The organism is Methylobacterium brachythecii (assembly GCF_014196345.1).
GTDB classification, from domain to species: domain Bacteria; phylum Pseudomonadota; class Alphaproteobacteria; order Rhizobiales; family Beijerinckiaceae; genus Methylobacterium; species Methylobacterium brachythecii.
Window position 1 is genome coordinate 383,797 of sequence record NZ_JACIDN010000002.1, and the last position, 24,752, is coordinate 408,548.

At 67.7% G+C, this 24,752-nt stretch carries 26 protein-coding genes; 19 read left to right on the top strand and 7 right to left on the bottom strand.

Annotated features, from left to right (window positions below):
* Positions 1 to 60: 60 nt before the first annotated feature.
* Entirely contained in the window at positions 61 to 1,392 is a 1,332-nt protein-coding gene (locus GGR33_RS05830) for an adenylate/guanylate cyclase domain-containing protein (RefSeq protein WP_246412865.1), read from the top strand.
* 73 nt (positions 1,393 to 1,465) lie between these two features.
* On the opposite strand, the gene GGR33_RS05835 is transcribed toward GGR33_RS05830, so the two are convergent.
* Positions 1,466 to 1,747, bottom strand: a complete 282-nt coding sequence (locus GGR33_RS05835) for a hypothetical protein (RefSeq protein ID WP_183502829.1) — start codon at positions 1,745 to 1,747, stop codon at positions 1,466 to 1,468.
* Between the two features lie 359 nt (positions 1,748 to 2,106).
* Here GGR33_RS05835 and GGR33_RS05840 point away from each other — a divergent pair, with 359 nt between their 5' ends.
* A complete protein-coding gene (locus GGR33_RS05840) occupies positions 2,107 to 2,310 on the top strand; it encodes a hypothetical protein (RefSeq protein WP_183502831.1) in 204 nt (67 codons plus the stop codon).
* 245 nt (positions 2,311 to 2,555) lie between these two features.
* Here the strand turns inward: GGR33_RS05840 and GGR33_RS05845 are convergent, their stop codons facing one another.
* Positions 2,556 to 5,999 (bottom strand): SbcC/MukB-like Walker B domain-containing protein, encoded by a 3,444-nt coding sequence (locus GGR33_RS05845; RefSeq protein ID WP_183502833.1) that lies wholly within the window; start codon positions 5,997 to 5,999, stop codon positions 2,556 to 2,558.
* A gap of 240 nt (positions 6,000 to 6,239) precedes the next feature.
* On the opposite strand from GGR33_RS05845, the gene GGR33_RS05850 reads away from it, so the two are divergent.
* Positions 6,240 to 6,674, top strand: a complete 435-nt coding sequence (locus tag GGR33_RS05850; protein WP_183502835.1) for a hypothetical protein — start codon at positions 6,240 to 6,242, stop codon at positions 6,672 to 6,674.
* A 128-nt stretch (positions 6,675 to 6,802) separates the two neighbouring features.
* Here the strand turns inward: GGR33_RS05850 and GGR33_RS05855 are convergent, their stop codons facing one another.
* Positions 6,803 to 7,036 (bottom strand): hypothetical protein, encoded by a 234-nt coding sequence (locus GGR33_RS05855; RefSeq protein WP_183502837.1) that lies wholly within the window; start codon positions 7,034 to 7,036, stop codon positions 6,803 to 6,805.
* A gap of 167 nt (positions 7,037 to 7,203) precedes the next feature.
* On the opposite strand from GGR33_RS05855, the gene fae reads away from it, so the two are divergent.
* On the top strand, positions 7,204 to 7,743 hold the full coding sequence (gene fae / locus GGR33_RS05860) for a formaldehyde-activating enzyme (RefSeq protein ID WP_183503559.1): 540 nt from the start codon (positions 7,204 to 7,206) through the stop codon (positions 7,741 to 7,743).
* Here fae and GGR33_RS05865 read toward each other — a convergent pair.
* Entirely contained in the window at positions 7,737 to 8,960 is a 1,224-nt protein-coding gene (locus GGR33_RS05865; RefSeq protein WP_183502839.1) for an adenylate/guanylate cyclase domain-containing protein, read from the bottom strand. The genes fae and GGR33_RS05865 overlap by 7 nt on opposite strands.
* A gap of 73 nt (positions 8,961 to 9,033) precedes the next feature.
* Positions 9,034 to 10,935 (bottom strand): ABC transporter ATP-binding protein, encoded by a 1,902-nt coding sequence (locus GGR33_RS05870; protein WP_183502841.1) that lies wholly within the window; start codon positions 10,933 to 10,935, stop codon positions 9,034 to 9,036.
* A gap of 184 nt (positions 10,936 to 11,119) precedes the next feature.
* Here GGR33_RS05870 and GGR33_RS05875 point away from each other — a divergent pair, with 184 nt between their 5' ends.
* The 3 genes from GGR33_RS05875 to GGR33_RS05885 all read left to right on the top strand — a co-directional run bounded on the left by GGR33_RS05875 (position 11,120) and on the right by GGR33_RS05885 (position 12,892).
* Positions 11,120 to 12,016, top strand: a complete 897-nt coding sequence (locus GGR33_RS05875; RefSeq protein ID WP_183502843.1) for a DnaJ C-terminal domain-containing protein — start codon at positions 11,120 to 11,122, stop codon at positions 12,014 to 12,016.
* A 2-nt stretch (positions 12,017 to 12,018) separates the two neighbouring features.
* The gene (locus tag GGR33_RS05880; RefSeq protein WP_183502845.1) at positions 12,019 to 12,297 is read left to right on the top strand and encodes a chaperone modulator CbpM; all 279 of its coding nucleotides are present in this window, start codon (positions 12,019 to 12,021) and stop codon (positions 12,295 to 12,297) included.
* A 145-nt stretch (positions 12,298 to 12,442) separates the two neighbouring features.
* Positions 12,443 to 12,892, top strand: coding sequence for a tRNA (cytidine(34)-2'-O)-methyltransferase (locus GGR33_RS05885; protein WP_183502847.1), 450 nt, complete (start codon positions 12,443 to 12,445; stop codon positions 12,890 to 12,892).
* On the opposite strand, the gene GGR33_RS05890 is transcribed toward GGR33_RS05885, so the two are convergent.
* On the bottom strand, positions 12,889 to 14,271 hold the full coding sequence (locus tag GGR33_RS05890) for a dipeptidase (protein ID WP_183502849.1): 1,383 nt from the start codon (positions 14,269 to 14,271) through the stop codon (positions 12,889 to 12,891). The genes GGR33_RS05885 and GGR33_RS05890 overlap by 4 nt on opposite strands.
* A 153-nt stretch (positions 14,272 to 14,424) precedes the next feature.
* Between GGR33_RS05890 and GGR33_RS05895 the strand changes: the two genes are divergently transcribed.
* The 8 genes from GGR33_RS05895 (at position 14,425) to GGR33_RS05930 (ending at position 20,583) form a co-directional block, all read left to right on the top strand.
* Positions 14,425 to 14,949, top strand: coding sequence for a (2Fe-2S)-binding protein (locus tag GGR33_RS05895; RefSeq protein WP_183502851.1), 525 nt, complete (start codon positions 14,425 to 14,427; stop codon positions 14,947 to 14,949).
* Positions 14,946 to 15,959 carry an FAD binding domain-containing protein gene (locus tag GGR33_RS05900; protein ID WP_183502853.1) on the top strand — a complete coding sequence of 338 codons (1,014 nt, stop codon included), beginning with the start codon at positions 14,946 to 14,948 and terminating at the stop codon, positions 15,957 to 15,959. The genes GGR33_RS05895 and GGR33_RS05900 overlap by 4 nt, the downstream gene beginning before the upstream one ends.
* Positions 15,960 to 15,970: 11 nt before the next feature.
* Complete coding sequence (locus GGR33_RS05905; protein WP_183502855.1) at positions 15,971 to 18,229, top strand: xanthine dehydrogenase family protein molybdopterin-binding subunit; 2,259 nt, start codon at positions 15,971 to 15,973, stop codon at positions 18,227 to 18,229.
* A gap of 127 nt (positions 18,230 to 18,356) precedes the next feature.
* A complete protein-coding gene (crcB, locus tag GGR33_RS05910; RefSeq protein WP_183502857.1) occupies positions 18,357 to 18,725 on the top strand; it encodes a fluoride efflux transporter CrcB in 369 nt (122 codons plus the stop codon).
* Between the two features lie 9 nt (positions 18,726 to 18,734).
* On the top strand, positions 18,735 to 19,169 hold the full coding sequence (locus GGR33_RS05915) for an EamA family transporter (protein ID WP_183502859.1): 435 nt from the start codon (positions 18,735 to 18,737) through the stop codon (positions 19,167 to 19,169).
* On the top strand, positions 19,169 to 19,834 hold the full coding sequence (locus GGR33_RS05920; RefSeq protein WP_183502861.1) for a M15 family metallopeptidase: 666 nt from the start codon (positions 19,169 to 19,171) through the stop codon (positions 19,832 to 19,834). The genes GGR33_RS05915 and GGR33_RS05920 overlap by 1 nt, the downstream gene beginning before the upstream one ends.
* Positions 19,835 to 19,966: 132 nt before the next feature.
* Complete coding sequence (locus GGR33_RS05925) at positions 19,967 to 20,260, top strand: hypothetical protein (protein ID WP_183502863.1); 294 nt, start codon at positions 19,967 to 19,969, stop codon at positions 20,258 to 20,260.
* Entirely contained in the window at positions 20,257 to 20,583 is a 327-nt protein-coding gene (locus tag GGR33_RS05930; RefSeq protein WP_183502865.1) for a hypothetical protein, read from the top strand. The genes GGR33_RS05925 and GGR33_RS05930 overlap by 4 nt, the downstream gene beginning before the upstream one ends.
* Positions 20,584 to 20,590: 7 nt before the next feature.
* On the opposite strand, the gene GGR33_RS05935 is transcribed toward GGR33_RS05930, so the two are convergent.
* Positions 20,591 to 21,829 carry an amidase gene (locus GGR33_RS05935; protein WP_183502867.1) on the bottom strand — a complete coding sequence of 413 codons (1,239 nt, stop codon included), beginning with the start codon at positions 21,827 to 21,829 and terminating at the stop codon, positions 20,591 to 20,593.
* Positions 21,830 to 21,942: 113 nt separating this feature from the next.
* Here GGR33_RS05935 and GGR33_RS05940 point away from each other — a divergent pair, with 113 nt between their 5' ends.
* From GGR33_RS05940 to GGR33_RS05955, 4 genes are all read left to right on the top strand, one after another.
* Positions 21,943 to 22,896 carry an extensin-like domain-containing protein gene (locus GGR33_RS05940; RefSeq protein ID WP_183502869.1) on the top strand — a complete coding sequence of 318 codons (954 nt, stop codon included), beginning with the start codon at positions 21,943 to 21,945 and terminating at the stop codon, positions 22,894 to 22,896.
* Positions 22,897 to 23,047: 151 nt separating this feature from the next.
* Positions 23,048 to 23,530: a hypothetical protein gene (locus tag GGR33_RS05945; RefSeq protein ID WP_425488747.1), complete on the top strand. Its 483-nt coding sequence runs from the start codon at positions 23,048 to 23,050 to the stop codon at positions 23,528 to 23,530.
* Positions 23,530 to 24,204: a ribonuclease T2 family protein gene (locus tag GGR33_RS05950; protein ID WP_183502871.1), complete on the top strand. Its 675-nt coding sequence runs from the start codon at positions 23,530 to 23,532 to the stop codon at positions 24,202 to 24,204. The genes GGR33_RS05945 and GGR33_RS05950 overlap by 1 nt, the downstream gene beginning before the upstream one ends.
* Positions 24,205 to 24,293: 89 nt before the next feature.
* Complete coding sequence (locus GGR33_RS05955) at positions 24,294 to 24,737, top strand: cupin domain-containing protein (RefSeq protein WP_183502873.1); 444 nt, start codon at positions 24,294 to 24,296, stop codon at positions 24,735 to 24,737.
* Positions 24,738 to 24,752: the final 15 nt, after the last annotated feature.

A 24,752-nucleotide genomic window follows, 5' to 3' on the forward strand; every position in this document is an offset into this window, starting at 1 on the left:
CGTCGAGACGGAAGGGTGCGGCGCCCGAAAACGTCAGTTCAGGAGGAAGACGGGATTTTCATGGACCAGGACCGCGACGGTTCCCGAGCGAGTGCCGGGAACGGCGAGGCGAGTGCGCTGCGGCTGTTGCAATCGGCATCGGGCCTGCGTCTGTTCGCAATGCACGCCCTCATCGTCGTAGTGCTGCTCGCGACCGCACAGAGCTACGACGGCTCGATCCATCCTGCGAGCCACTGGGTCGTGCTTGCCGCCTATGCCGCCTGCTCGCTCGGGCTCGGCCTCGCGGAGCGCTGGGACCGGGATGCCCAGCAGCATACCGGCTCCGGCTTCACCAGCCGGCGCGCGGAGGGCCTCGCCTGGGCTTCGACGGCGCTGAACGCCGGCGTCGCGATCTACGTAGAGATCGAGCACCTGCTCGTCGGCGCGAGCGCGGGCTTCGACGATGCGGCCGGAGCCGTGAGCAAGCTGCCGGCCTTCCTGCTGCTGCTGCAGACTGGCTTGACCATGCGGGTTTGGCACACCGCCGTCTTCGCCGGAGCCGTGACGTTCGCCTGGGCGGCCACGATCCTGATCGCGATCCTGCAGCCCGAGGGCTCCCTGCTCGGGCCGCATGTCAGCCTGTCGGATGAGATGCCGGCGCTTCTCACCTTCATCGCCGCGAGCCTCGTGGTGATCGACGGCGTGCGGCGCCTGCGCCATGCGGTGACGACGGCGCTGCGGCTCGAGCACGAGCGGACCATGCTGGCCCGCTTCGTTCCGGGAAGTGTCGCCGTGCAACTCGCCCGCGAGGGCGGCCTCGGCACCGTTCGCGAGCGGCATGCCTGCCTGTTCACGCTCGATATCCGCGGTTTTTCGGCCTTCACGCGCGACTATCCGCGCGAGCATGTCGTGCAGGCGCTGCTCGACATTCGCGCGCTGACGCATGCCGGCGTGAGCGACCATGGCGGCATCGTCGACAAATATATCGGCGACGGCGTGCTCGCGCACTTCCTGGTGGGGCCGCCGGAGCATCAGGCGCTCTCCGCTCTCGATGCCGCCGTGGCGGTCCGCGAGCGCCTCGACGCCCTGAACCATGAGCGCCGGGAGCAGGGCCGGCATCCGCTCACCATCACCATCGCGCTGCATGCCGGCACCGTTCTCGCCGGGGTCTTCGACGACGGCGCGCGGGCGGAATTCACAGCGCTCGGTTCGGCGATGAACATGCTCGCCCGCCTGGAGGCGCGCGCAAAGGCTGAGGATCTCGCTCTCGCCGCCTCGGAAGAGGTGGTCAGCCTCCTCGCCGGCAGGCTGCCGAGCGGGCTATCGGCCGTGCCCGTCACGGCCGAGGGCGCGACGGGCCATCGCGTGCCAGCCCTCTACGCGATCGTTCAAGGTGTGCCGATCCCCGCCTGAACACAGTGGCTTGGACATGAAAAAAACCGCACGGCCCAGGCCGTGCGGGTCGGACGCTGCAATGTTCGGTCGATCAGCGGGCGCGGCGGCCCGTCGAGCCGGCGGCCCAATGCGGGTCCACCACTCGGCTGCGCGACACGCCGTGAGCACCGGCCTGCTCGGAGAACATCGGAGCGCCGAGGATCTGGCCGGTGCTGTTGCGCTGCGAGTAGACCGAGCGCGGGTCGTGGTGCGGATCGGTGATGTAGGAGCTCATGTGTCCACCACCGGCAGCCTGCCGGCTTCCATCGGCAGCGGAGGCCGCGAAAGGCGTTGCGAGAACGGTGGCGACGACGGCGATCACTGCAAAACGCATTGAATTTTAATCCTCTCTCTTCTTGATATCAGTCACCGCAGATTGTCGCCCTGCGGCCATGAGAACAATCTAGATGAAGAATAACAGAATATATGTGTGCTTTATCACCAAATATTACTTAGGGTTTAATCCATACAACCTGGATTATTAGTGCGCCTTCGCACATCTTCCGACGGGCGCCCCCGAATTTCGGGATAATCGACGCCTGAATACCGATTCCCTCTCATGCCGACCGAACGTCTCGCATGAGAGGCCGATGGGTTCAGATTGCGCATTTCCCGCGCTCGCGTCGGAATGATACGGAGGGAGGGCCGCGATGGGCGGCGGGAACGGTCACCGGTGCAGAGGCGCGCGACGCCATGAAAGGCTATGCAGCCAATGCGCAGATCATGGCGGACGTCGCTGCCGTCATCGAGCAGGCGCGCCGCGAGGGCCGCGACGTCGCAACGGCTCTGCGCATCGCGCGGGTGACGCTCGCCTATGTCAGTGGCCCGAACCCCGATCCCGAGCAGGCCAAGACGCTCGAGAGCTTCGACCAGCACCTGAAGACGATCTCGAAATAAGTGCTGGTCGTTGCCGACGCGCTATCCGAGCTGAGCGATCAGCGTGACCGCACCGAAGATCAGCACCGCCGCCACGGCGATGGCCATCAGGATCAGTTGCGGACGCGATTCACGCAGAGGGTCGTCGCTCATCCACGGAGATTAGTCGACGAGATGGCAGTGCGGAAGCGCGAGCTTCCCGCTGAGATGATCAGGGGTGCCTTGGTGCGCGCGATCCCAGAGGCCGCCTCTCACAGCCAATCAGGTCACTCCGCCGCGTCGGACACCCGGAACGCCTCGATGCCCTGCCGCTCCGGGTTAATCGCTGCCAAAGCGCGCTTCGCCGCCTCCAGCGGGTGCTCGGATTCGATGCGGACAGAGGCGAGGTCCGGGCTCTTGTAGACCGTGACGATGGTGTCCATCACCTCGGTCAACGTCGTGCGCTTGTCCTCGGGCGCCGCGATCAGGAGCTGCAGGCCCCAGGCCCGGAACAGGTCGACCAGCGCCTGGGAGTTGCGCACGTCGAGCTTCGAGAAGGCCTCGTCGAGCAGGCAGAGGCCGAGGCCGGGATGCTCGTGGCCCGGCCGGTCGCCGGGATAGTAGGCCGAGGCCAGCGAAGCGGCGATGGCGACGTAGAACGGCGCCTGCGCCTCGCCGCCCGAGCCGCGGGTCGCGCGGTTCGAGAGCGTGGTGCGGTTGCCCGCGCCGTCCCGCATGCCGATCTCGTAGACGAAGTAGTTGCGGTAGTCGGCGAGCCGGGCGGCGCTCTCCTCGCCGGCGATGAGCGCCGAGATCTCCTCCATCGCCGCCGAGAGCGGGCCGTCCTCGACCTCCGGCAGCACCGCCTGCGCCGCGTCGGGCGAGCGGGCGACCTCGGTGGCGAGCGCGTGGACGGCCGCATAGCGCCGGTCGACCACGGCCTCGAAGGCGTAGGTCTGGCCGGTGAATTTTTGGGAGGACAGGCGCTCGTTCAGCGCGTCGAGGCGGTTCCTCACCCGCTCGAAGCGGTCGGCGAGCCGGGTGAGCAGATCCTCGGTGGTCAGGCGCCGCATCTCGCGGTTCGCCCGCTCGGCCTGCTCGCGGTAGCGGCGCAGCTCGTGGCCTTCGACAGACTCGAACTCTCGCCGCGCCCAGGCATAGCCGAAGGACGCCGTCGCCTCCTCGCGGCCGAGCGGGTTGTCGATGCGGCGCTGGACGCAATACTCGGCGAGATCGCGCTCGGCCGCACGGCCTTCCGTCCGCGCCGTCTCGATCTCGCTGCGCACGGAGGCTCTGGCCGCGCTGGCGACGGCCGCGAGTTCCTTGGAATCGAGCCCGGCGAGATCGGCCCGCATCTGACGCAGCACGGCCGGATCGAGGCTCTCACCGCGCGCGAGCCGGATGCGAAGCGAGTCGCCGCCGGCCCAGCGCGCATGGGCCTGCCGGCGCGCGCCGAGCGCGGCCTGCGCCGCGTCCTTCGCCGAGCCGAGCTTCGCCTTCAGGCCCGCCTCCTCGGCGAGAAGCCCGTCGCGCTTCGGCTCCAGCACCTGGATCAGCTCGGTGAGGTAGGCGGAGCGCTCCTTCGTCAGTTCCTTGATCTCGGCCTCCAGCGCGCCGGTATCGGCCTGCCGAAGCTGCTCGTGCTCCGTGGTGAGGCTGCGGCGGCGGCCCTCGATCGCGTCGGCTTCGTCGCGGAGCGCGGCGACGTCGAGGGTTGCGGTAGAGAGCCTGGCGCGGAGCGAGGCGGCGGTGCGGGCGGCCTCGCGCATCACGGTCGCCTCCGTGCGTAGGCGGCGCGCTTCCTCGACGACGCTCTCCAGGTTGCGCCGTCCCTCCGCGGTCGGGCCGCGCTGGCCGCGGGTCATCATCAGCTGGACCGGGCGCACCACCGAATAGGCCATGCCGGAGGTCGAGCGGCCGCTCGGTGCCACGGCGCGGCTCATATGGGCGAGCGCCGCGTCGTTCGGCGCGAGGTCGTAGCCGCCGAGGCGCGCCGCGAGGAAGGCCTCTGCGTGGTCGCTCTGGCACTCGATCAGCCCGAGCGGGCCGTCGTCGAAGCGGCGGGCGGTCCGGCGGGCGGTATCCGTCGTCTTGACGAGCAGGCAGCGATAGAAGCGCGCCTTCTGCTGCTCGAGAAGGCCGAAGGCTTTGTTGAGCCGGTCCGGCTCGACCACGAGCGCCTCGCGGGCACCGCCGAGCAAGCCTTCGAGTGCCGGCCCCCAGGCCGGATCGATGATCTCGGCGAGCTCGCAGATCGGTGTCGCATCGATGCCGATGCGGGCCAGCTCGTCCCGGAAAGCGAGCGTATGGGGTGAGAGACGCCCGGCGCTGGCATGGCCGGAGGAGAAGGCGGCGGAGAGGGCCTGCGCCTCGCGCTCCTGTGTGCGGGCGCGGACAGCGAGATCTTCGGCCGCCTCGTCGAGGGTGCTGGCGATGTCGGGAAGCTCGGCGAGGCCGGTGATCAGGCGGCCGAGCACGCCGTCGGCGCGAAGCGTGTCCTCGGGAGGCGCGTCGCGGCGCAGGCCCGAACGGGCGCAGGCCTCGATCAGCCGGGCCGCCTCCGGCTCGCTCGACCGGACGATGGCGGAGACGGCGGCGAGCTTTCCGGCCTCCTGCACGAGACTGACGAGTTCGGACACCCGCGCGCCGAGGTCGCGCCGGTCGCGCGCCACCATCGCGAGGCCGGCATTGGAGGCCGCGAGCCGCCCTTCCGCCGCGCTGCCGACGATCATCGCCTTGCGCTGGGCGATCTCGGCATCGATTTCGCGGACGAAACCCTGGCTGGTGGCGACGCTCTCGCGGGCGATGCGCAGGGCGTCGCCCGTCTCGACCAGCCGCGCACGGGCGCTCGTCCAATCAACGATCCGTCGGCGCAGGTCGGCGCTCGTCGCCCGCATCTCGTCGAGGGCAACGGCAAGGCTCGCATCGGCCCAGGCCTCGTAGCGCCCGACGATGCGGCGCAGATGCGAGAGCCGCGTCTCCAGTTCCTCGATGGTCTCGCAGAGCCGGCGCCAGTTCTCGACCGATTGCCGGATGCGCTCGACGTCGAGGGGCGCCGGCTCGAGCACGAAGCTCTTCACGAAGGCGCTCGGATCGAAGATCGGTTTGAACGCGACGGCATTGGCGAAGGTGCGCAGGAAGTGGCGCGGCTCGGGGGCCGGCGCGCCTTCGCGCATCAGGGCGAGCACCTCGGTGGTGAAGCGCTCTCCGGAAGAGCGGAACTGCTCGAAGCGCTCGGCCCGGCGGTTGAGGTCGGCGGCGATCTCGCTCCAGGGCGCGACGAAGCTGCCCTTCGCGGTCTCGCGCACGTAGTCGGCGATCTCGAAGCGGTGCCCGACGGCGACGAAGCGCGAGATCGTCTCCTCGCGCTGCTCGTCGGAACGCGCCGCGAGCGCGAGGCCGACGGAAACGATGCGCCCGCTCGCTTCGTTCTCGAAGGTCAGGGCGATGATCGTCTCGCAGGATTCGCGCGTCGGCCGACCGCCCTCGGCGGGATCGCTGATCCAGCCGAGGCAATAGTCGCGCACCGTGCGCGAGGAGCGGCCCGAGGCGGACGCGTTGAGCGCGAGGCGGCTGGCATTGTTGCCCGCGAGAACGGTGCCCACCGCGTCGAAGATCGTCGACTTGCCTGCGCCCGTCGGCCCCACTAGCGCAGCCGCGCCCCGGATCCGGATCTGCTGACGGCGGATCAGGTACCAGTTGGAGAGCGCGATGTCGGTGAGAAGATACAAAAGGCGTTCGGCCGATGGAGGCTCGGCAGCGACACATGCCGCGCGGGTTCGCGGGCGAGGACGATGCGCCGTGAATGGAGGCTGTTTGCCAGAGCTACAGGATTCGAGCGCCCGGCGGGAGTCACCTCAAAGACAGCGTCCCCCGAATCGCGCCGTCGCGGGGCCGGAGCGGGCTTGACCGGACAAGCGTAGCGGTTTCAATGCGATCCCGTTCGACGCTTGGCACAGGAGGCGACGACCATGAAGCGGCGCGCGATCCTGCTTGCCCTCGGCCTCGGCCTGACGGGCTGCACCGGGTTCGAATACATCTCGAAGACCTACGTCTCGCTGCCCGTGCAGGTCGTCACGATCGGCTGCAACGAGCCCTACGAGGTCTACGACAACCGCCAGCGCCGGCGGATGCTGGTCGTCTCGAACTCGCTCAGGGAAGTCGCGGGCTGCGGCATCGGCGAGCGCAACGAGGGCCGCGACCCGAAGGCCTCGCGCGCCGAACGCTTCCGCACGGCCGCCCGCGCCTTCCTCGACGAGACGGTCCGCGAGGATTGCCAGGTGAAGGGCGAGACGGTGTTCACCGACCTGCAGACCGAATTCGCCTATACCTGCGATGCGCCGGTCGAGCCGCGCGGCACGATCACCCCGCGCCTGCCGGGCCGCACCAAAATCTCGCCGCGCTGATCGCGCGGTCTCGGGCTAGAGCACGCTGCGAAAAAGTGGAAACGGTTTTTCGCGCCAAACATGCTCTAACTCATTGAATCGATCATGTTTTCTGAGTTTTGATCGGTTCAATCAAAACTCAGCATGATCTAGAGGTCTTCGCTGCCTGCGGGAAACGTCCGCTCCGTCGCGTCTCCCGCCGCGGCGAGCAGCGCCCGCGCGAAGGCGCGCGCCTCGGTCTTGTCGAGGCTGAGCACCGCCGTCACCGGCTGACCGCTGAGATCCGGCAGGCCGAGCTCGAGCCGCACGCCGTCCCCTTCGGCCCGGGCCAGCAGGCTCCAGCCACGTTCACCCGCCGAAGATCCGCCGCTCGGCCCCGTCATCGTCGTTTCCTCCGCCCGCCTCTGCATGACCGATCGAGGCGACAGAGGCCAGAGCGCCCCGGGGAATGCCCACCGGACGATTGACGGGCAAGGCCCGGGATGGTGTCTGCGCCGGGCTCGCGCCGGTCACCGGCGCATCCCGACATTCCAAGCAGGACGCGACGACGATGGCCGAGATCTGGTTCCGCACGGGCGAGGCGACGGTGCTCGCCGCCGAGGGTCAATTCACCGACGCGATGCCCGAGGTGCTGATCGGCTCGACCCGTGGGCCCGTCGGCAACGCCTTCGCCGGCATGCTCGGTCAGGTCCAGGGCCATACCCGCATGTTCGTGGTGCGCGACCTCAACCAGCTCGTGCGCCCGTCCACGATGATGACCACCAAGGTCACGATCCACACGGCCGAATATGCCGAGCTGCTCGGCGGCGTGGTACAGGCCGCCACGGGCGACGCGATCATCGATTGCGTGATCGAGGGCATCCTGCCCAAGGACGGGCTCGACGAGCTCTGCATGATCATCACGATCTGGCTCGACGAGCGCTGCGCCAAGGACGAGAACCTCGACCGCAAGGACCTCTATCGCACCAATTACGAGGCGACGAAGCTCGCCATCGCCCGCGCCATCAAGGGCGAGCCGACGATCGACGAGCTCATCGCCAACCGCAAGACGGTGAAGCACTACGCCCTGGAAGACGTGATCGACTACTGACTGGTCGCTGCTGCCGGCACGCTCCGGTCGAGCCCCGGTAGGGTCCAGAGCCGCTGCGGCCGGGCGAGCCCGCGCAGCGGCACCGTGCCGACCTCCTCGAGCGCGTCCGCGCAGCGGGCGGCGAAGGCATCCGAGATCAGAAGCGGGTGGCCGAGGCTCTGGCATTGGCCCTCGATCCGGCTCGCCTCGTTGACGGCGCGGCCGATCAGCGTGAAGTCGAGCCGTCGCCCGGTGCCGACATTGCCGTAGACCACCTCGCCGAAATGCAGGACGAGATCGGCGGGCAGCTCCGGCTGGCCCGCCGCCCTGCGCCGGGCATTGAGGGCGTCGTTGGCGGCGAGGGCATCCATGGCGGCCGCGAGCGCCTGCCGGCAGACGCTGCACGGCAGCTCGTCGGCGTCGGGCACCCTGAAGGCCGCCAGAAAACCGTCTCCGAGAAACTTCAGGATCTCTCCGCCCTGCCCCGTGACAGGGTCGCCCAACGCATCGAAATGCTCGTTGAGCCACGTCACCATGTCGAGGGGATCGGAGCGGTCCGACAGGGCGGTGAAGCCGCGCAGATCCGCGAGCAGGATCGCCGCCGAGACCGTGCGGCCCTGGCCGCGCCGGACGTTTCCTTCGAGCACCTGCCCGGCCGTCACCGGCCCGACATAAGTACCGAGAACCTCGCGCAGCGTGTGTGCGAGGCTGAGCCGGGCGAGCGCGAGGCCGAGCGTCGGCAGGATGGCCTCGATCACCGAGACGGAATCCTCGTCGAAGCCGCCCGCTTCCCGCGTCGCGAAGGACAGGGCGACTCCGCGCAGGGCGAGGCCCGGCGCGAAGGTCACGAGGTGCAGGAGGTAGTCCGTCCCGCCCTTGTCGCGCAGCTCGTGCAGGATCGGGAAATCCTCGCCGTTGCGCAGGGCTTCGAGCCGGTAGCGCACCGAGTGCTCGCCGCTCTCCAGGAGGGCGAAGATCGGGCTGCGCAGCCACATCGCCTCATCCTGCTCGTGCGGGATGAAGGTCAGGGTCATGCCCTCCTGCGCGTACCAGGTCAGGCCGACGCCGCGATGGGTCGGATCGATGGTCGGGCCGGAGACGCTGGCGCGCCAGAGCGGCACGCCCGCTTGGCAGAGGGCGTTGCAGAGACCATCGAGCAGGGCCTCGCCGTCGTCGCTGGCTGTGGCGCGCTCGGTGATCCAGTCGCGGAGCCGCGCCGAGAGCCGTTCCGTCTCCATTCCCTCCGGCAATCCTTTCCCGCCTATGCAACCCGGGTCTGTTCGCACGATTCAAGTCGCGCGTGAAACGGACTCACTCTGCCGGAGTCGCCCTCAAGGCCCGCTCGTCACGGCCGGGCGCTGCCTCGTCTTGAAGAACGCCATCTCCAAGGAAGCCCCCCGACTGGCGCTGCCAGAGGCGCGCGTAGAGGCCGCCGCCCTGGATCAGCTCGGCATGGCTTCCCTCCTCGACGATGCGTCCCTGGTCGATCACGATCAGCCGGTCGAGGGCGGCGATGGTCGAGAGGCGGTGAGCGATGGCGAGCACCGTCTTGCCCTGCATCAGCGTGTCGAGGCTCTCCTGAATCGCCGCCTCCACCTCGGAATCGAGGGCCGAGGTCGCCTCGTCGAGGATCAGGATCGGTGCATCCTTCAGGATCACCCGAGCGATGGCGATGCGCTGGCGCTGGCCGCCGGACAGCTTCACGCCCCGCTCGCCGACCTGGGCGTCGTAGCCGCGCCGACCCTTGTGGTCGACGAGATCACCGATGAACGTGTCCGCCTGGGCGAGACGGGCCGCATGCTCGATTTCCGCCTGCGAGGCCTCGGGGTTGCCATAGGCGATGTTGTCCCGGATCGAGCGGTGCAGCAGGGAGGTGTCCTGGGTGACCATTGCGATCGCGCCGCGCAGGGAATCCTGCGGCACCGTCGCGATGTCCTGCCCGTCGATCAGGATGCGGCCGCCTTCGAGATCGTGCAGGCGCAGCAGCAGCGCCGTGATCGTGGTCTTGCCCGCTCCGCTCACGCCGACCAGCCCGACCTTCTCGCCAGGCCGGATCTGGAACGAAAGGTTCTCGATGATGCTGGCATCGCCCCGGCCGTAATGAAAATCGACGCCCTCGAAGCGGATGTCGCCGCCGGTCACCTGCAGCGTCCCTGCATTCGGCGCATCGACCAGCGCGTGCGGGCGCGAAACCGTGTGCATGCTCTCCTGGATCACGCCGACATTCTCGAAGACGCCGCGCACGGTCTGCATGACCCAGCCCGACATCGCGAGCAGGCGCATCACCAGGGCTAGACCTGCCGCCGCCTCGCCCGTGGTCATGGCGTTGGCCCGCCACAGCATCAGGCAGACCGTCGCAGTTGCGACCAGCAAGACGCTGTTCAGTACTCCGAGCAGCGTGGTGGTGAGCGTGGTGAGCCGGTACTGGTGGAGATAGGCATCCGTGTTGGACTGGATCGCCTCGCGCACCGCCGCGCGTTCCTCGCGATCGCGGGCGAAAAGCTTCACCGTCAGGATGTTGGTGTAGCTGTCCACCACGCGGCCGACGAGGGTCGATCGCGTCTCGGCGCTCTTGTGCGAGCGCTCGCGCGCTCTCGGCACGAACCAGGTCGTGAGCGCCGCGTAGGCCACGACCCAGACGATCACCGGGAGGGCCAGCCAGATCGAGATCGAGCTGAACAGCCCGATCGCCGTGATCGCGTAGATCGCGACGTAGAGCAGCGTATCGATGAATGTGACGGCCAGTTCGCGCACGGCCGGCCCGACCTGGACGATGCGGTTGGCCAGACGCCCGGCGAAGTCGGACTGGAAGTACGAGAGCGAGTGCCCGAGCGTGTAGAGATGCGTGCGCCAGCGGATCTGGCTCGAGGTCTGCGGCACGACGAGCTGGTTCGAGCAGACTTCGTGCAGCCAGATCGAGATCGGCCGGATCACGAGGAGCAGGACCAGCGCCAGCCCGATCTGCGTACCATGCTCATCGAGAACGGTGGTGCGGTCGGCGCCGTTCATCAGGTCGATGAACCAGCGCATCAGCAGGTACAGGGAGGCTTCGATCGTACCTGCAGTCACCGCGACCACGAACAGGATCGCAAGCGCCCAACGGATCGGTTTCAGGTAGAAACCGACGAAGCCGCTCACGGTCTTCGGCGGCATCTGCCGGTCGTCGAACGGCGCGAACGGATCGATGCGGCGCTCGAGCCAGTCGAGAAACATGCGGTGATACAACCAAGTGAGCGTGAGCGCCTGACTTAAGCCTTCCCGGCGCCAAACCAAGGCGCAGGCGATGCCACAGGCTCGACCCGGCCGCCCGGCATGAAGCGCGGCCGGCAGCGCGTTCCCTTCCGCGAGCGGTCCGCTACATCGTCGGGCATCGGGCAAAACGCCGACGGAGCGGTGCGTGGCCAATCCCTACGAAGTCTTGGGCGTAGCGAAATCGGCCTCGGACGGAGAGATCCGCAGCGCCTATCGCAAGCTCGCCAAGACCTTCCATCCCGATCTCAACCCCGGCGACAAGGCGGCCGAAGACAAGTTCAAGGACGTCGCAAGCGCCTACGACCTCCTCGGTGACGCCGACAAGCGCAAGCGCTTCGATGCCGGCGAGATCGACGAGACCGGGGCGGAGCGACCACAGCAGCGCTACTACCGCGATTATGCGAGCGAGGCGGGGCATGCCTACGCGAGCGATTCCGGCTTCGCCGATTACATGGACGGTGACGACGCGTTCGCCGAGTTGCTGCGGCGCAGCCAGCAGGCGCGCGCGAACCGCCGCGGACCGGACATTCGCTACACGCTGCCGATCCCCTTCGTGGACTCGATCACCGGCGCCAATACGCGGCTGACCCTGCCCGAAGGCGGCACGCTCGACGTGACGATCCCGCCCGGCCTGATCGACGGACAGGTTCTGCGCCTGCGGGGCAAGGGCGGCCCCGGCACCGGCACGGGCGGTCCGGGCGACGCGCTGATCGAGGTCGAGGTTCGGCCCGATCCCCGCTTCGAGCGCGACGGCGACGACATCTCCATCGAGTTGCCGATCTCGCTGACCGAGGCCGTTCTCGGCGGGAAGGTCCGTGTCCCGACGCCAACGGGTGAGGTCACCATGTCGGTGCCGAAAGGCGCGAGTACCGGCGCCCGGCTGCGTCTCAAGGGCAAGGGTGCGCCTCGCCGCGAGGGCGGTCACGGCGACGAGTACGTCAAGCTCAAGATCGTCCTGCCCCAGCCGCCGGATCCGGCGCTCGAATCCTTCGTCGAAGGATGGGAAGCAGGCAAATCGTTCAACCCGCGTGAGGGTCGGTGATCATGAAGCGCGAGGAATTCCTGACACGCTCGGGCCTCGAGGTCCGCACGCTCGAAATTTGGCTCGAGCAGCGCTGGCTTCTGCCGGACGCCGAAGACGTCGAGGCCGGCTTCTCGGACATCGACGTCGCGCGGGCGCATTTCATCCGCGATCTCCAGGGCGGTCTCGGCGTGAACGACCCGGGCATCGACGTGATCCTTCACCTCGTCGATCAGTTGCATGGGCTCCGGAGGGCATTTTCTGAGTTGAAAGAAGGCCAGAGCGGCCCGGGCAACGAGTGATCCATGTCCGTCCCCGTCATTGCGAGCGCAGCGAAGCAATCCAGAGCCGCACCCGCAAACGTTGGCGCGTCGGCCCTGGATTGCTTCGCTGCGCTCGCAATGACGGAGGAGGCTGAGATAAGCATCATCGGCTAAGCCTGACCCGATGCTCCGACTCGCCCTCTACCAACCCGACATCCCCCAAAACACCGGCACCATGCTGCGCATGGCGGCTTGCCTCGGCGTGGCCGTCGAGATCATCGAGCCCGCGGGGTTCGACGTCTCGGACCGGAACCTGCGGCGGTCGGGGCTCGATTATCTCGACCACGTCGCGATCACGCGCCACCGCTCCTGGACGGCCTTCGAAGAGTGGCGGCGGCGAGCCGGCATCCGGCTGGTGCTCGCCACCACTTCCGGCGCCGTGCCCTACACGGCACACGGCTTTCGCGATGGCGACTGCATCCTGATGGGCCGCGAGTCGGCCGGCGTGCCCGAAGCCGTGCACGCGGCGGCCGATACCCGGATCGTGGTTCCGATCCGGGAGGGGATGCGCTCGCTCAACGTCGCTGTGGCCGCCGCGATGATCCTCGGCGAGGCGATCCGGCAGGTCGGCTAGCGGGCTGCCAGCGCCGACAGGATGCGCGCCCAGCTGCGCGTGCCCTTGTGGAAGCTTTTCAGCTCGTACTTCTCGTTCGGCGAGTGGATGCGGTCGTCGTCGAGGCCGAAGCCGATCAGTAGGGTGTCGAGGCCGAGCAGGCGCTTGAAGTCGCCGACGATCGGGATCGAGCCGCCGGCCCCCACCGCGATGGCGTCGCGGCCCCATTCCTCAGTCAGCGCAGCCTGCGCGACGCTGAGCTGCGGCATGTCATAGGGCAGTGCGATGGCGCGCGAGCCCTTGTAGCAGACGACATCGACCTTGCAGTCGGCCGGCGCGCGCTCGCGCACGAAGGCCTCGAAGTTCTTGGCAAGCTGTTCCGGATCCTGGTCGTCGACCAGGCGGAACGAGACCTTGGCGCTCGCCTGTCCCGCGATCACCGTCTTGGTGCCCTCGGCCGTGTATCCGCCGATAATGCCGTTGACATCGCAGGCGGGCCGCGACTGGATCAGCTCGATCAGCATGCGCCCGCGCTCACCGGCCGGCTCTTTGAGGCCGATCGGCCCGAGGAATTTTTCGGCCGTGAAATCGAGCCCCTTCCACTGCTCCAGCACCTCGGCCGGCGGCTCGCGCACGCCCTCGTAGAAATCCGGGATCGTCACGCGGCCCTGGTCGTCGTGAAGCGCGGCGAGGATTTTTGACAGGACATGGATGGGGTTGGCCGCCGCACCTCCAAAAAATCCGGAATGCAGGTCGCGGTCGGCGCAGGTCACCGTCACCTCGAAATAGGCGAGGCCGCGCAGCGAGGTGGTGATCTGCGGCGTGTTCCGGTCCCACATCGAGGTGTCACAGACGAGCGCGACGTCGGCCTCCAGCCGGTCGCGGTTCTTCTCGACCCACTCGGGCAAGCCCTGCGAGCCGCTCTCCTCCGCCCCCTCGATCACGATGGTGACGGCGCAGGGAAGCTCGCCGTTCATGGCGAGATGCGCCCGGCAGGCCTCGACGAAGGTCATGACCTGCCCTTTGTCGTCCGAGGCACCGCGCGCGACGATCTGCCGGCGGTCTCCCTCACCGATCAGGCGCGGCTCGAAGGGCGGATGGGTCCAGAGGTTCAGCGGGTCGACCGGCTGGACGTCATAATGGCCATAGAACAGAACGTGCGGCGCGCCCGGCTTCGGCTTGTGCGCGTAGACCACCGGATGGAGCGAGGTCTCCTCGACGCTGGTCTCGAAGCCCAGCGCGGTGAGGTTGCCTTCGAGCCAATGGGCCGCCTTGCGGCACTCGCCCTTGTAGGCCGAGTCCGTCGAAATCGACTCGATGCGCAGGAATTCGAACAGCCGCTCCAGGGCGTTGTCGAGGTCCGTGTCGATGTCGTTCAGGATCGGGTCCAGCGCGGCCATGGCCTGTCCTCAAGCTCTCCGGTGTCGGGGAAGCGTTAGCCGAGGCCCGGGCGTAGCGTAACCCCGACGCGCCCGGTCGAACGCAGCGCTTGGGAACGGGGCCAGATTGGAACGGTTGTCGAAACGATCTCACCCAACATCGTGGACACCGCCATGCTCATCGAAAGCGGCTCCGTCGGAGCCCATGCCAAGATCGGCATCACCCTGACGATCAATGGCGAGAGGCGCGAGATCGAGGTCGCACCTTGGACTACCCTGCTCGACCTGCTGCGGGAGCGTCTCGACCTCACCGGTACGAAGAAGGGCTGCGACCATGGCCAATGCGGTGCCTGCACGGTGCTGGTGGATGGGACGCGGATCAATTCCTGCCTGGCGCTCGCCGTGATGAAGGATGGTGCCGAGATCACCACCGTCGAGGGGCTCGCCGGACTCGCTCAGAAGCACGGCACCAACACGCTGCACCCGCTCCAAGAAGCGTTCATCGAGCACGATGCCTTCCAGTGCGGCTACTGCACCCCTGGCCAGCTCTGTTCATCCGTGGGCCTTTTGAACGAGGGCCATGCCCGGTCGCGGGAGGAAATCCGCGAGGCGATGAGCGGCAATCTCTGTCGCTGCGGCGCCTACACCAACATCGTCGATGCGATCGAAGAGGTGATGCACCAAGGAGCCGCCCGATGAACCGCTTCGACTATGTCCGAGCGGACACCGTGGCCGATGCCATCAAGGCGCTCGGCGGCGATCCGAATGCGCGCTTCATCGCGGGCGGCACCAACCTCGTCGACCTGATGAAATACAATGTCGAGAAGCCGGGCCGGCTCGTCGACATCACCCGGCTGCCGCTGAAGAGCATCGAGGAGCACGCGGGCGGCCTGCGCATCGGCGCCCTCGTGAGCAATGCCGATCTCGCCTACGACGAACGCATCCAGGCCCGCTATCCGCTCCTGGCGAGCGCGATCCTGGCCGGAGCCTCGGCGCAATTGCGCAACGCCGCCTCCACCGGTGGCAACCTGAACCAGCGCACCCGCTGCTACTACTTCTACGACGAGGGCACGCCCTGCAATAAGCGCGAGCCTGGCTCCGGATGCCCGGCCATCGGCGGCGTGAACCGCATCCACGCGATCCTCGGCGCGAGCGAATCCTGCATCGCCACCAACCCCTCCGACATGTGCGTCGCCCTGGCGGCCCTGGAGGCCACGGTCCAAGTGTCGGGTCCGGAGGGCGACCGCGCCATCGCGTTTGCCGACTATCATCGCCTGCCGGGCGACGACCCGTCGAAGGACAATACCATCAAGCCCGGCGAGATCGTCGTCTCGGTCGATCTGCCGCCGACGGATTACGGCCAGCACCACACCTACCTGAAGCTGCGCGACCGGCTCTCCTACGCCTTCGCCCTGGTCTCGGTCGCCGCGGCCCTCGAACTCGATGGGCAGACGGTCAAGACCGCCCGGCTGGCGCTCGGCGGCGTCGCGCACAAGCCGTGGCGCAACCTCGAGGCCGAGGCACTCCTGCAGGGCAAGTCCGCCACGCGAGAAAGCTTCAAAGCCGCGGCCGATCTCGTGCTGAGGGAGGCCAAGCCGCAATCCGAGAACGGCTTCAAGATCGAGCTGGCGCGGCGCGCCATCGTGCGCGGCCTCGAACAGGCCGCTGCCGGCACGCCACAATCCCAGTCCGACAAGCGCATCCAGTGAGGAGTTCGCGAATGGCAACGCAGATCAGCACCAGTGCCGGCCGCGACCGCTTCGTCGGCGGCGCGCTCAGCCGGGTCGACGGACCCGCCAAGGTCACGGGGCTCGCCAAATATGCCGGCGAGTTCTCTGCCGAGAACCTTGCGCATGGCTACGTCGTGTCGAGCACGGTCGCCAAGGGCCGGATTACCGCGATCGACGTGAGTGCGGCCGAGGCCGTGCCGGGTGTCCTGAAGGTGATCACCCACCAGAACCGTCCGAGCGTGGCCGGCGAGGCCAAGGCCTATCAGGACATGGTGGCGCCGCCGGGCCTTCCGTTCCGTCCGCTCTACGACGAGACCATCGTCTTCTCCGGCCAGCCAGTGGCGCTGGTGGTTGCCGAAGAGTTCGAGACCGCACGCCATGCCGCCTCGCTGGTGACCGTCACCTACGAGGAGGACACGCCGCAAACCGACATCGCAGCCATCGCGGACGAGGCCTACGATCCGCCGAAGAAGCGCTCGGGCATCAAGCCGCCGCCGAAACCCTGGGGCGATGCCGGAGCTGCCTTCGATGGCGCACCAATCAAGCTGAGACAGCAATATCGGATCGCGCATGAGCACCATAATCCGATGGAGCCGCAGGCTTCCACGGTCATCGTCGAGGACGATGGCACCTATACGGTCTACGACAAGATCCAGGGCGTCGCGAACACCCAGCTCTACCTGACCAATGCCTTCGGCCTGAAGCCGGAGCAGGTGCGCTGCCTGAGCCCGTATATGGGTGGCGGCTTCGGCGGTGCGCTGCGGCCGCAATACCAGCTCTTCCTGGCCATGCTGGCGGCACAGGATCTGAATCGATCGGTGCGCGTCGTACTGACCCGCGACCAGATGTGGAGCTTCACCTACCGCCCCGGCGCGATCCAGACGGTCTCCCTCGGTACCGACGGGAGTGGAAAGCTTCAGGCGATCCGGCACGACGCCGTGCACGGGACCTCGACCTACGAGGATTACCAGGAGAACATCGTCAACTGGTCGGGCATTCTCTACGCCTGCGACAACGTCGAGCTGACCTATCGGCTCGCCAAGCTCGACACCCCGACCCCCGGCGACATGCGTGCGCCAGGCGCGGTGACGGGCATCTTCGCCCTCGAAACGGCCATGGACGAGCTGGCCTGCGCGACGGGCATCGACCCGATCCAGCTCCGGCTCATCAACTACACCGAGACCGACCCGGTCGAGGAAAAACCATTCGGGTCGAAGGCGCTGAAATCCTGCTTCGAGCAGGGCGCCGAGCGTTTCGGCTGGTCGAAGCGCAGCCCCGAGCCCCGCTCGATGCGCGACGGCCGGGAGCTCGTCGGCTGGGGCATGGCGACCGGCATCTGGGAATCGCTGATGATGCAGTCGAGCGCCCGCGCCACGCTCACTGCCGACGGTCGGCTCGAAGTCGGCAACTCCACCGCCGACATCGGCACCGGCACCTATACGATCCTGACGCAGATCGCCGCGGACGCCCTCGGGCTGCCGATGGACCACGTCACGACGAAGCTCGGCGACACGAACCTCGCTCAGGCTCCCGTCGCTGGCGGTTCCTGGACCGCGGCATCCTCCGGCACCGCCGTGATGAAGGCCTGCCGCAAGGTCGCCGAGCAGGCTTTCAAGCTCGCGCGCGGCATGGACGGCTCGCCGCTGGCCAATGTCGATTTCGAGCGCGTGGTCTTCGCCAATGGGAGGATCGAGGTCGCAGGCGACGCCTCACGTAGCGTCGCGCTGACCGATGTGCTGAAAGCTGCGGGCAAGGACAAGATCGAGGCGACCGAATCCGCCAGTCCGGACAAGGACTTCAAAAAGAAGTACGAGGCCTACACTCACTCCGCCGTCTTCGCCGAGGTGAAGATCGACGAAGACCTCGGCATCGTTCGGGTCACGCGCGTCGTCTCAGCGATCGCTGCGGGCAAGATTCTCAACACCAAGACCGCGCGGAGCCAGATCATGGGTGCCGTGGTGATGGGGATCGGCTCGGCACTCCACGAGGAATCCGTGCTCGATCACCGCCTCGGCCGCTTCATGAACCGCAATCTTGGCGAGTACCACGTGCCCGCCCATGCCGATGTGCACGACATCGACGTGATCTTCGTCGAGGAAGAGGACAAGGCGAACCCGCTCGGCGTGAAGGGCGTCGGCGAGATCGGCATCGTCGGCACCGCCGCCGCCATCGGCAACGCGATCCATCACGCCACCGGCAAGCGCATCCGCGAGTTGCCGATCACCGTGGACAAGATCCTGGCGGCGTGAGTTCTCGCTCCTGATCGACGGCGACATGGCTGCCGATCATTTCGCTTGCTTGGACCGCCGCATACGTTGCGATGAAGAGCGGATGCACGGTATCGCCAGGCTATCCGCAAGCTTTCCCACTGACCCGATGAACCCACTCCTCGTCTTTCTCGGCGCCGGCATCGGCGGCGTGCTGCGCCACAGCGTGAACATGACAGCCGTCCGCTTTGGATCGAGCTTTCCCTGGGGCACGCTGACGATCAACATTGTCGGCTCGATCGCGATGGGGCTCGTCACCGGCTGGTTCGCCCTTCGCGGCGGCAGCATGCAGGCACGCCTCTTCATCGCGACCGGCATCCTCGGCGGCTTCACCACCTTCTCGACCTTCTCGCTGGAGGCGTTCTCCCTGATCGAGCGAGGTGAGACGGTCGCGGCGCTGGGCTATATCATGGCCTCGCTGATCATCGGCATCGGCGGCCTCGCGCTGGGCCTGCTACTGATGCGCCAGATCCTGTAAGCGAACGCGATGGCCGACCTGCTGCAATCCTGGCGGTTCTGGGCGCTGCTCTCGGCGGGGTTCGCGGCGTTGACCGCGATTTTGGCCAAGGTCGGCGTCACGGGCGTGGAATCCGACGTGGCGACCTTCGTGCGCACCGTCGTGATCCTGTTCCTCACCGGCGCGATCGTCATCGCCGCAGGGCAGACGCACGCACTCGGCCAGATCCCAGGCCGTAGCGCGCTGTTCCTGGTGCTGTCCGGCCTCGCGACCGGCGCCTCGTGGCTCTGCTACTTCCGCGCTCTGTCCCTGGGAGATGCAGCGCGGGTCGCGCCGATCGACAAGCTCAGCGTTGTGCTGGTGGCGATCTTCGGCGTCGTCATCCTCGGCGAACGGCTTTCGGGCGTGAACTGGCTCGGTGTCGTCCTGATCGCGGCTGGTGCCACCCTCGTGGCGTTCCGCTGATGCGAGGCTTGCCGCCGACGCTCGCCGCACTTCTGGTGGGTTGCCTGCCGGCGCAGGCGCAGGATCCCTTCGTCGACGCGGCCGGGATCGTACCGGGCCTCGTCGCCGAGATGCGCTATGCCGGCTCGCACAATTTCGTCGGCCGGCCGATCGCCGGATACGAGGCTCCACGCTGCCTGTTGACTGCGAAGGCAGCGCGCGCCCTGGCGAACGCGCAATCCGATCTCGCGCCTCGCGGATACGGCCTGAAGGTGTTCGACTGTTATCGCCCGACCCGAGCCGTGGCCGACTTCGTGGCCTGGGCGGCCGATCCCGCCGAGACACGGATGAAGGCGGAGTTCTACCCGCGCATCGACAAGCGCGACCTGTTCCGGCTCGGCTACATCGCCACGCGCTCGGCCCACTCCCGCGGCTCGACGGTCGATCTGACGCTGGTGCGTCTCGGCGGCGGCGGCGAGGTCGACATGGGCACGCCCTTCGACTGGTTCGGACCGGAATCGGCGCCGGGCTGGCGCCATCTCACCCCGTCGCAGATGGCGGCTCGCGGTGTGCTGCGCAACGCGATGATTCGCGCCGGCTTCCGCCCCTACGCGCAGGAATGGTGGCATTTCACGCTGGCCGGCGAGCCTAATCCCGCGACGGCATTCGACATTCCCGTGCGCTGACGCCTGGCAGGGCGACGCCCAACCCGATGGCCTTTCTCGTCTTTCCAAACCACGTTGAATTCTTCTAAATATCTACTTCAGATCCAATCCAGACTGCATGCTTTTTATTATTTCCAATGTTTAGCCAAAGACTTGATCGGTTTGGGCGCATCGTTCACTGAAGTGCTCATGTCGAAAGCCTTCAGTCCGATCGCTCTTCATCCATCGCACGGCTCTGCCGCCTTTGCGGTGCCCCGTTCGGCACCGTGGCGTCTGGATTTCGGCAATCTCGAAGGTGAACTTGCGCAGGTCTTGGATCTGATCCGGGAATGCGCCCGGATCGCTTGGTGGGACGGCTCGGCCATCGGCCTCCACTTGAACGACGTCTTCGGCTTGTTCGACAGCCTCGATACGCGCTTCGGCGTGGAGCCGGAGGATCGGGCATGAGCACCGGATTGCCGATTGCCATGCGCCCGTTCGAAGAACGCTCCCGCCAGTCCTCGCTGGAACGCGCGCTCACCTGCGCCTTCTGGCGGACCGTCCAGAACGAGCCGATACCGGTGATGGCAGCGCTCGAAGCGGCCGCCCGCGCGCTCGGCCATCTCTATCGCCAGACGGCGGCCGCGCATGGCCCCGGCGGCAGCTGCGGCTGCGGCTGGCAGCCCGATCCGGAGGCCGACCTGATCGTCCTGGAAGCCATGCTCGCCGCCGCCGTGATGCAGCAGCCGGTCGAGGATCTGGCAGAGATGGAAGTGGCCGGTCGAGCCTGACCCGCCCTCAGCCCCGTGCCAGTGCCAACTCGATCGCGCGCGCCACGGCGAGCGCCTGACCGTCACGCCCGAACCGCGCAATGACCTGCACGCCGAGCGGCAACCCATCGCCCGGCACCGGCACGTTCACGCAAGGCACGCCCATCAGCGTCCAGAGACGATTGAAGCGTGCATCCCCCGTCGAGCCGAGTCCGCGTGGCGCGCGGCCGACGGCAGAATAGGTCAAGATCGCGTCGACCTCGCCGAAGAGGTCCTTGAGCTGGCGGCGGGCGTGATGCGCTTCGCGGCGCGCGGAGTCGTATTGCGCCGCAGTGAGCGCCTGGGCGCGGTCGAGCTGCGGCCCGAGCAAGGCGGGAAGAGCCTCGCGATGGTGGGCATATTCCCAGGCCAGCGCCTGACGCGCCTCGAAATCCTGGATGACGGGATGCAGATCCCAGGCCCGCGCGAAGGCATCCGGCAACGACACGTCGGTGACGATGGCGCCCGCCGCTTCGGCGGCACGGGCCGCCTGCGATAGGGCTGCCGCAGCGTCCGGATCCGCGTCGCCGGCGAAACCCTGCAGGCAGATGCCGATACGGGGAGCGCTCGGCGCATCGTCGGTGAGGTCGATCTCCGGGCGGTCGGCGATCAGCGCGAGCGCACGGGCGATGTCCGGCACCGAGGCGCCGAACAGTCCGAGCGTGTCGAGCGCCCAGGAGAAGGTCTTCACGCCGACCGTCGGCAGCAGGCGGAACGAGGCTTTGATCGCGGCGACGCCGCAGAACGCCGCCGGACGGATCACCGAGCCACCCGTCTGCGTGCCGAGCGCCAGCGGAAGCATTCCGGCGGCAACCGCGGCGGCGGTCCCCGACGACGAGCCGCCGGGCGTGTGGCCGTGGTCGCGCGGGTTCACGGTCACCGTCGGATCGAGGCCAGCGAAGGCCGTGGTCGCGGTCTTGGCGAGCGGCACCGCGCCGAGCTGCCTGAGACGCGACACGATCGCCGCGTCGGCCCGAGGCTGCCAGCCCTGGTAGATCGGCGAGCCCATCTGCGTCGGAAGGTGCGCCGTATCGATGATGTCCTTGATGCCGACGGCGATGCCGGCGAGGCGTCCCTCTTCCGGTACCGCCGGCTCGGGATCGCTGCAGACGACCGCACCGATGCTGGGATCGCGCTCGGCGATCGCTTCCCGGGCCTCGGCGATGGCTTGCCGGTGCGTGAGATCACCGGCCTCGATGCGGGTACGGATGTCGATCAGGGAGAGCATGTCAGCCGTTCTGTGCGCTGGATGGACGCTGTCAACACTTGTCCACCGCTACGCGAGGCAAAGCGCGGCACCGTTAGCGCCTCGTTTACGCGCTCCTTCGCATTGTCGCGACCATGTGGCGTAGCGTACTCGCATTCTCGATCCCGGCGGTGTTCCTCGCTGGCTTGGCCGGTTGCGCCGTCAACCGGTTCGAGGCGCGCGCGCCCTGGCGTGATCAGGCCGAGAGCGTGTGCATGGCGCGCGGGCTCGTTCACCCCACGGCCTATGTCTCGCTCGGCAAGGAGATCGACGGACCCGGCCCCTGTGGCATCCAGCAGCCCTTCAAGATCACGCGTCTCGGCAACGGCACCGTTGCACTCAAGCAGCGTATGACCCTCGGCTGTTCGGCCCTCGCCGAGGCCGAGGCCTGGCTCGCCGACACGATCCAGCCGGCCGCCAATCTCTATTTCGGCGTGCCCGTCACCGAGATCAACGCCGGCACCTATTCCTGCCGCGGCCAGAACAATCAGGTCGGCGCCAAGCTGTCGGAGCATTCCTACGGCAATGCCATCGACATCATGTCGTTCAAGCTCGCCGACGACCACGTCATCACCGTGAAGGGCGGTTGGCGCGGCACGGAAGCCGAGCAGGCCTTCCTTCGCGAGGTCTTCACGGGAGCCTGTGCCCGCTTCACCACCGTGCTCGCGCCGGGCTCGAACGTGTTCCACTACGATCACATCCACGTCGATCTCGCCCGGCACGACCCGCGCGGCCTGCGCCGGATCTGCAAGCCGGTGATCAAGTTCGAGGCTCAGATCGGCGCCGACGGCCAGCCGCGCCAATTCGCCAGCCCACGGCCGCCCATGCGTCAGGCGGCACCGCCCCAGGCACCGATCGACCAGGAGACGGACGATCCCTACGGCGCGAGCCCAGCCTCGGCGAGGGCGAGCGGGTCGCAATACGCCCGCACGCCCTCGCCCCGCTCGACCTATGCCGCGGCTCCCCCGGAGCGGCCAGGCCTTGCCGGCGCGGGATCTGACGAGCCTTCCTCCTTCGACGTCGAGTCCTCCGCCCATTCGATCTACTGATCGGCCGCACGCCCTACCGAGAGTGTGCCCACGACTCCCCATCCGTCCGCAAAAGCGGCGCAGGCGGCCGGGACAAGCTTGACTTGCAACGGCGGGAGGCCATCGTCCGCGTTAACGATCCGATCCTGCGATTGAAGTGATCCGAGACGCGATGCGTAAGCCCCTGGCCCCCTCCGCCCTCGCCCTGTCCGCCCTGACCTTTGGTCTTCTGGCCTTGCAGGCGATCCAGCCCGCTTCGGCGCGCTCGGCCCGCGAAGAAATCTCGCCGGCCGAAGAGCAGGTCTTCCCCTACGATGCCAACATTCCTGGTTGCCAGGATACCGGTGTGCTCGAGGAGATCTCCAGCAAGTTCGCCGAAAAGGAAGCGAAGTACTGGAACACCTCGCTGACCATCGCGTCCTACGACACCATCAGCCGCACCGCCTGGCGCCCCTACGGCGTCGATTTCATTCCGCGCCGTTATTGCTCGGCGGTGGCGACGACCTCCGACGGTGTTCGTCGGCGGATCGACTACTCGGTGCGCGAGAGCCTCGGCTTCATCAGCGCCACCTGGGGCGTTGACTATTGCGTCCACGGCCTCGACCGCAATCTCGCCTACGCCTACTCCACTGCCTGCCGGATGGCCCGCCCCTGATGCGCGGCCTCGGGCTCGCGCTCCTCGCTCTGTTCGGCGCGACGGGCGCGCAGGCCCAGGATTACGGTGGATTCCGCGGGCGGGGCGCGGGCGGGGAGCCGGGCTCCTTCGATTTCTACGTGTTGTCCCTGTCCTGGTCGCCGAGCTATTGCGCCGGCCCGGGGGCCTCGCGCGATGCCGACGGACAATGCTCGCCCGGACGCGGCCTCGGCTTCGTGGTGCATGGCCTCTGGCCGCAATATACCCGCGGCTTCCCCTCGAATTGCGGTGCCTTCCCTCGCCCGCTGACCGGCGATGCGATGAAGGCCGCGGGCGAGATCATGCCGAGCGCCGGGCTCGCGCGGCACGAGTGGAAGACGCACGGCACGTGCTCCGGGCTCGACCCGGTGGCCTATTTCAAGGCCGTGAAGCAGGCGCGGCAGGCGGTGACGATCCCCGAACCCTACCGCAAGCCTACCTCCAGCCAGCGCGCCGCGCCCCTCGATATCGCGCGCCAGTTCGCCGATGCCAATCAGGGTCTGCGCACCGACATGATGACGGTGACCTGCAAGCGCGGCCAGCTCGAAGAAGTCCGAATCTGCTTCGACAAGGGTCTCAAGGGCTTCACGAGTTGCCCGACGGTGGCGCGTCAGGGTTGCCGCGGCGGCGACGTCGAGATCGACGCGGGTCGCTGACGCCTGTTGGTTGCCCGGCCGCCGCAAAGCCGGCTAGGGCTCGATCCAACGGCCGCTCCGCAATGCAGTAGTTGATCGAGGATCGCAGCATGACGGGCTCTTCCAGCCGGCCGAGTTGCCGCCTCGTCCAGGCCGGCGCCCCCTTCACCGGCAAGCAAGGGCTCGACTACGCCGTCGGCATCTCGGCGGAGAGCGCCGGCGCCACGGGCATCCATCTCCAGCTCGTCACGATCCCGCCGCTCGCCAAGGCGAAGGCGCACAAGCACGAGGCGCACGAGACGGCGATCTATGCACTGAGCGGCGTGTCGGGCTGCTGGTATGGCGACGAGCTCGAGGAGCACGCCATCGTCCGCCCCGGCGACTTTTTCTACATCCCGGCCGGGGTGCCTCACCTACCCTACAACCCGAGCGCCGACGAACCCTGCATCGCCGTGATCGCCCGCACCGATCCGAACGAGCAGGAGAGCGTCGTTTTAATGCCCGAACTCGATGCCGTGCGCCCAGACCCATTCTCGGGCGCGGCCGAAGGCTAAGTCCGCATTGGGAGA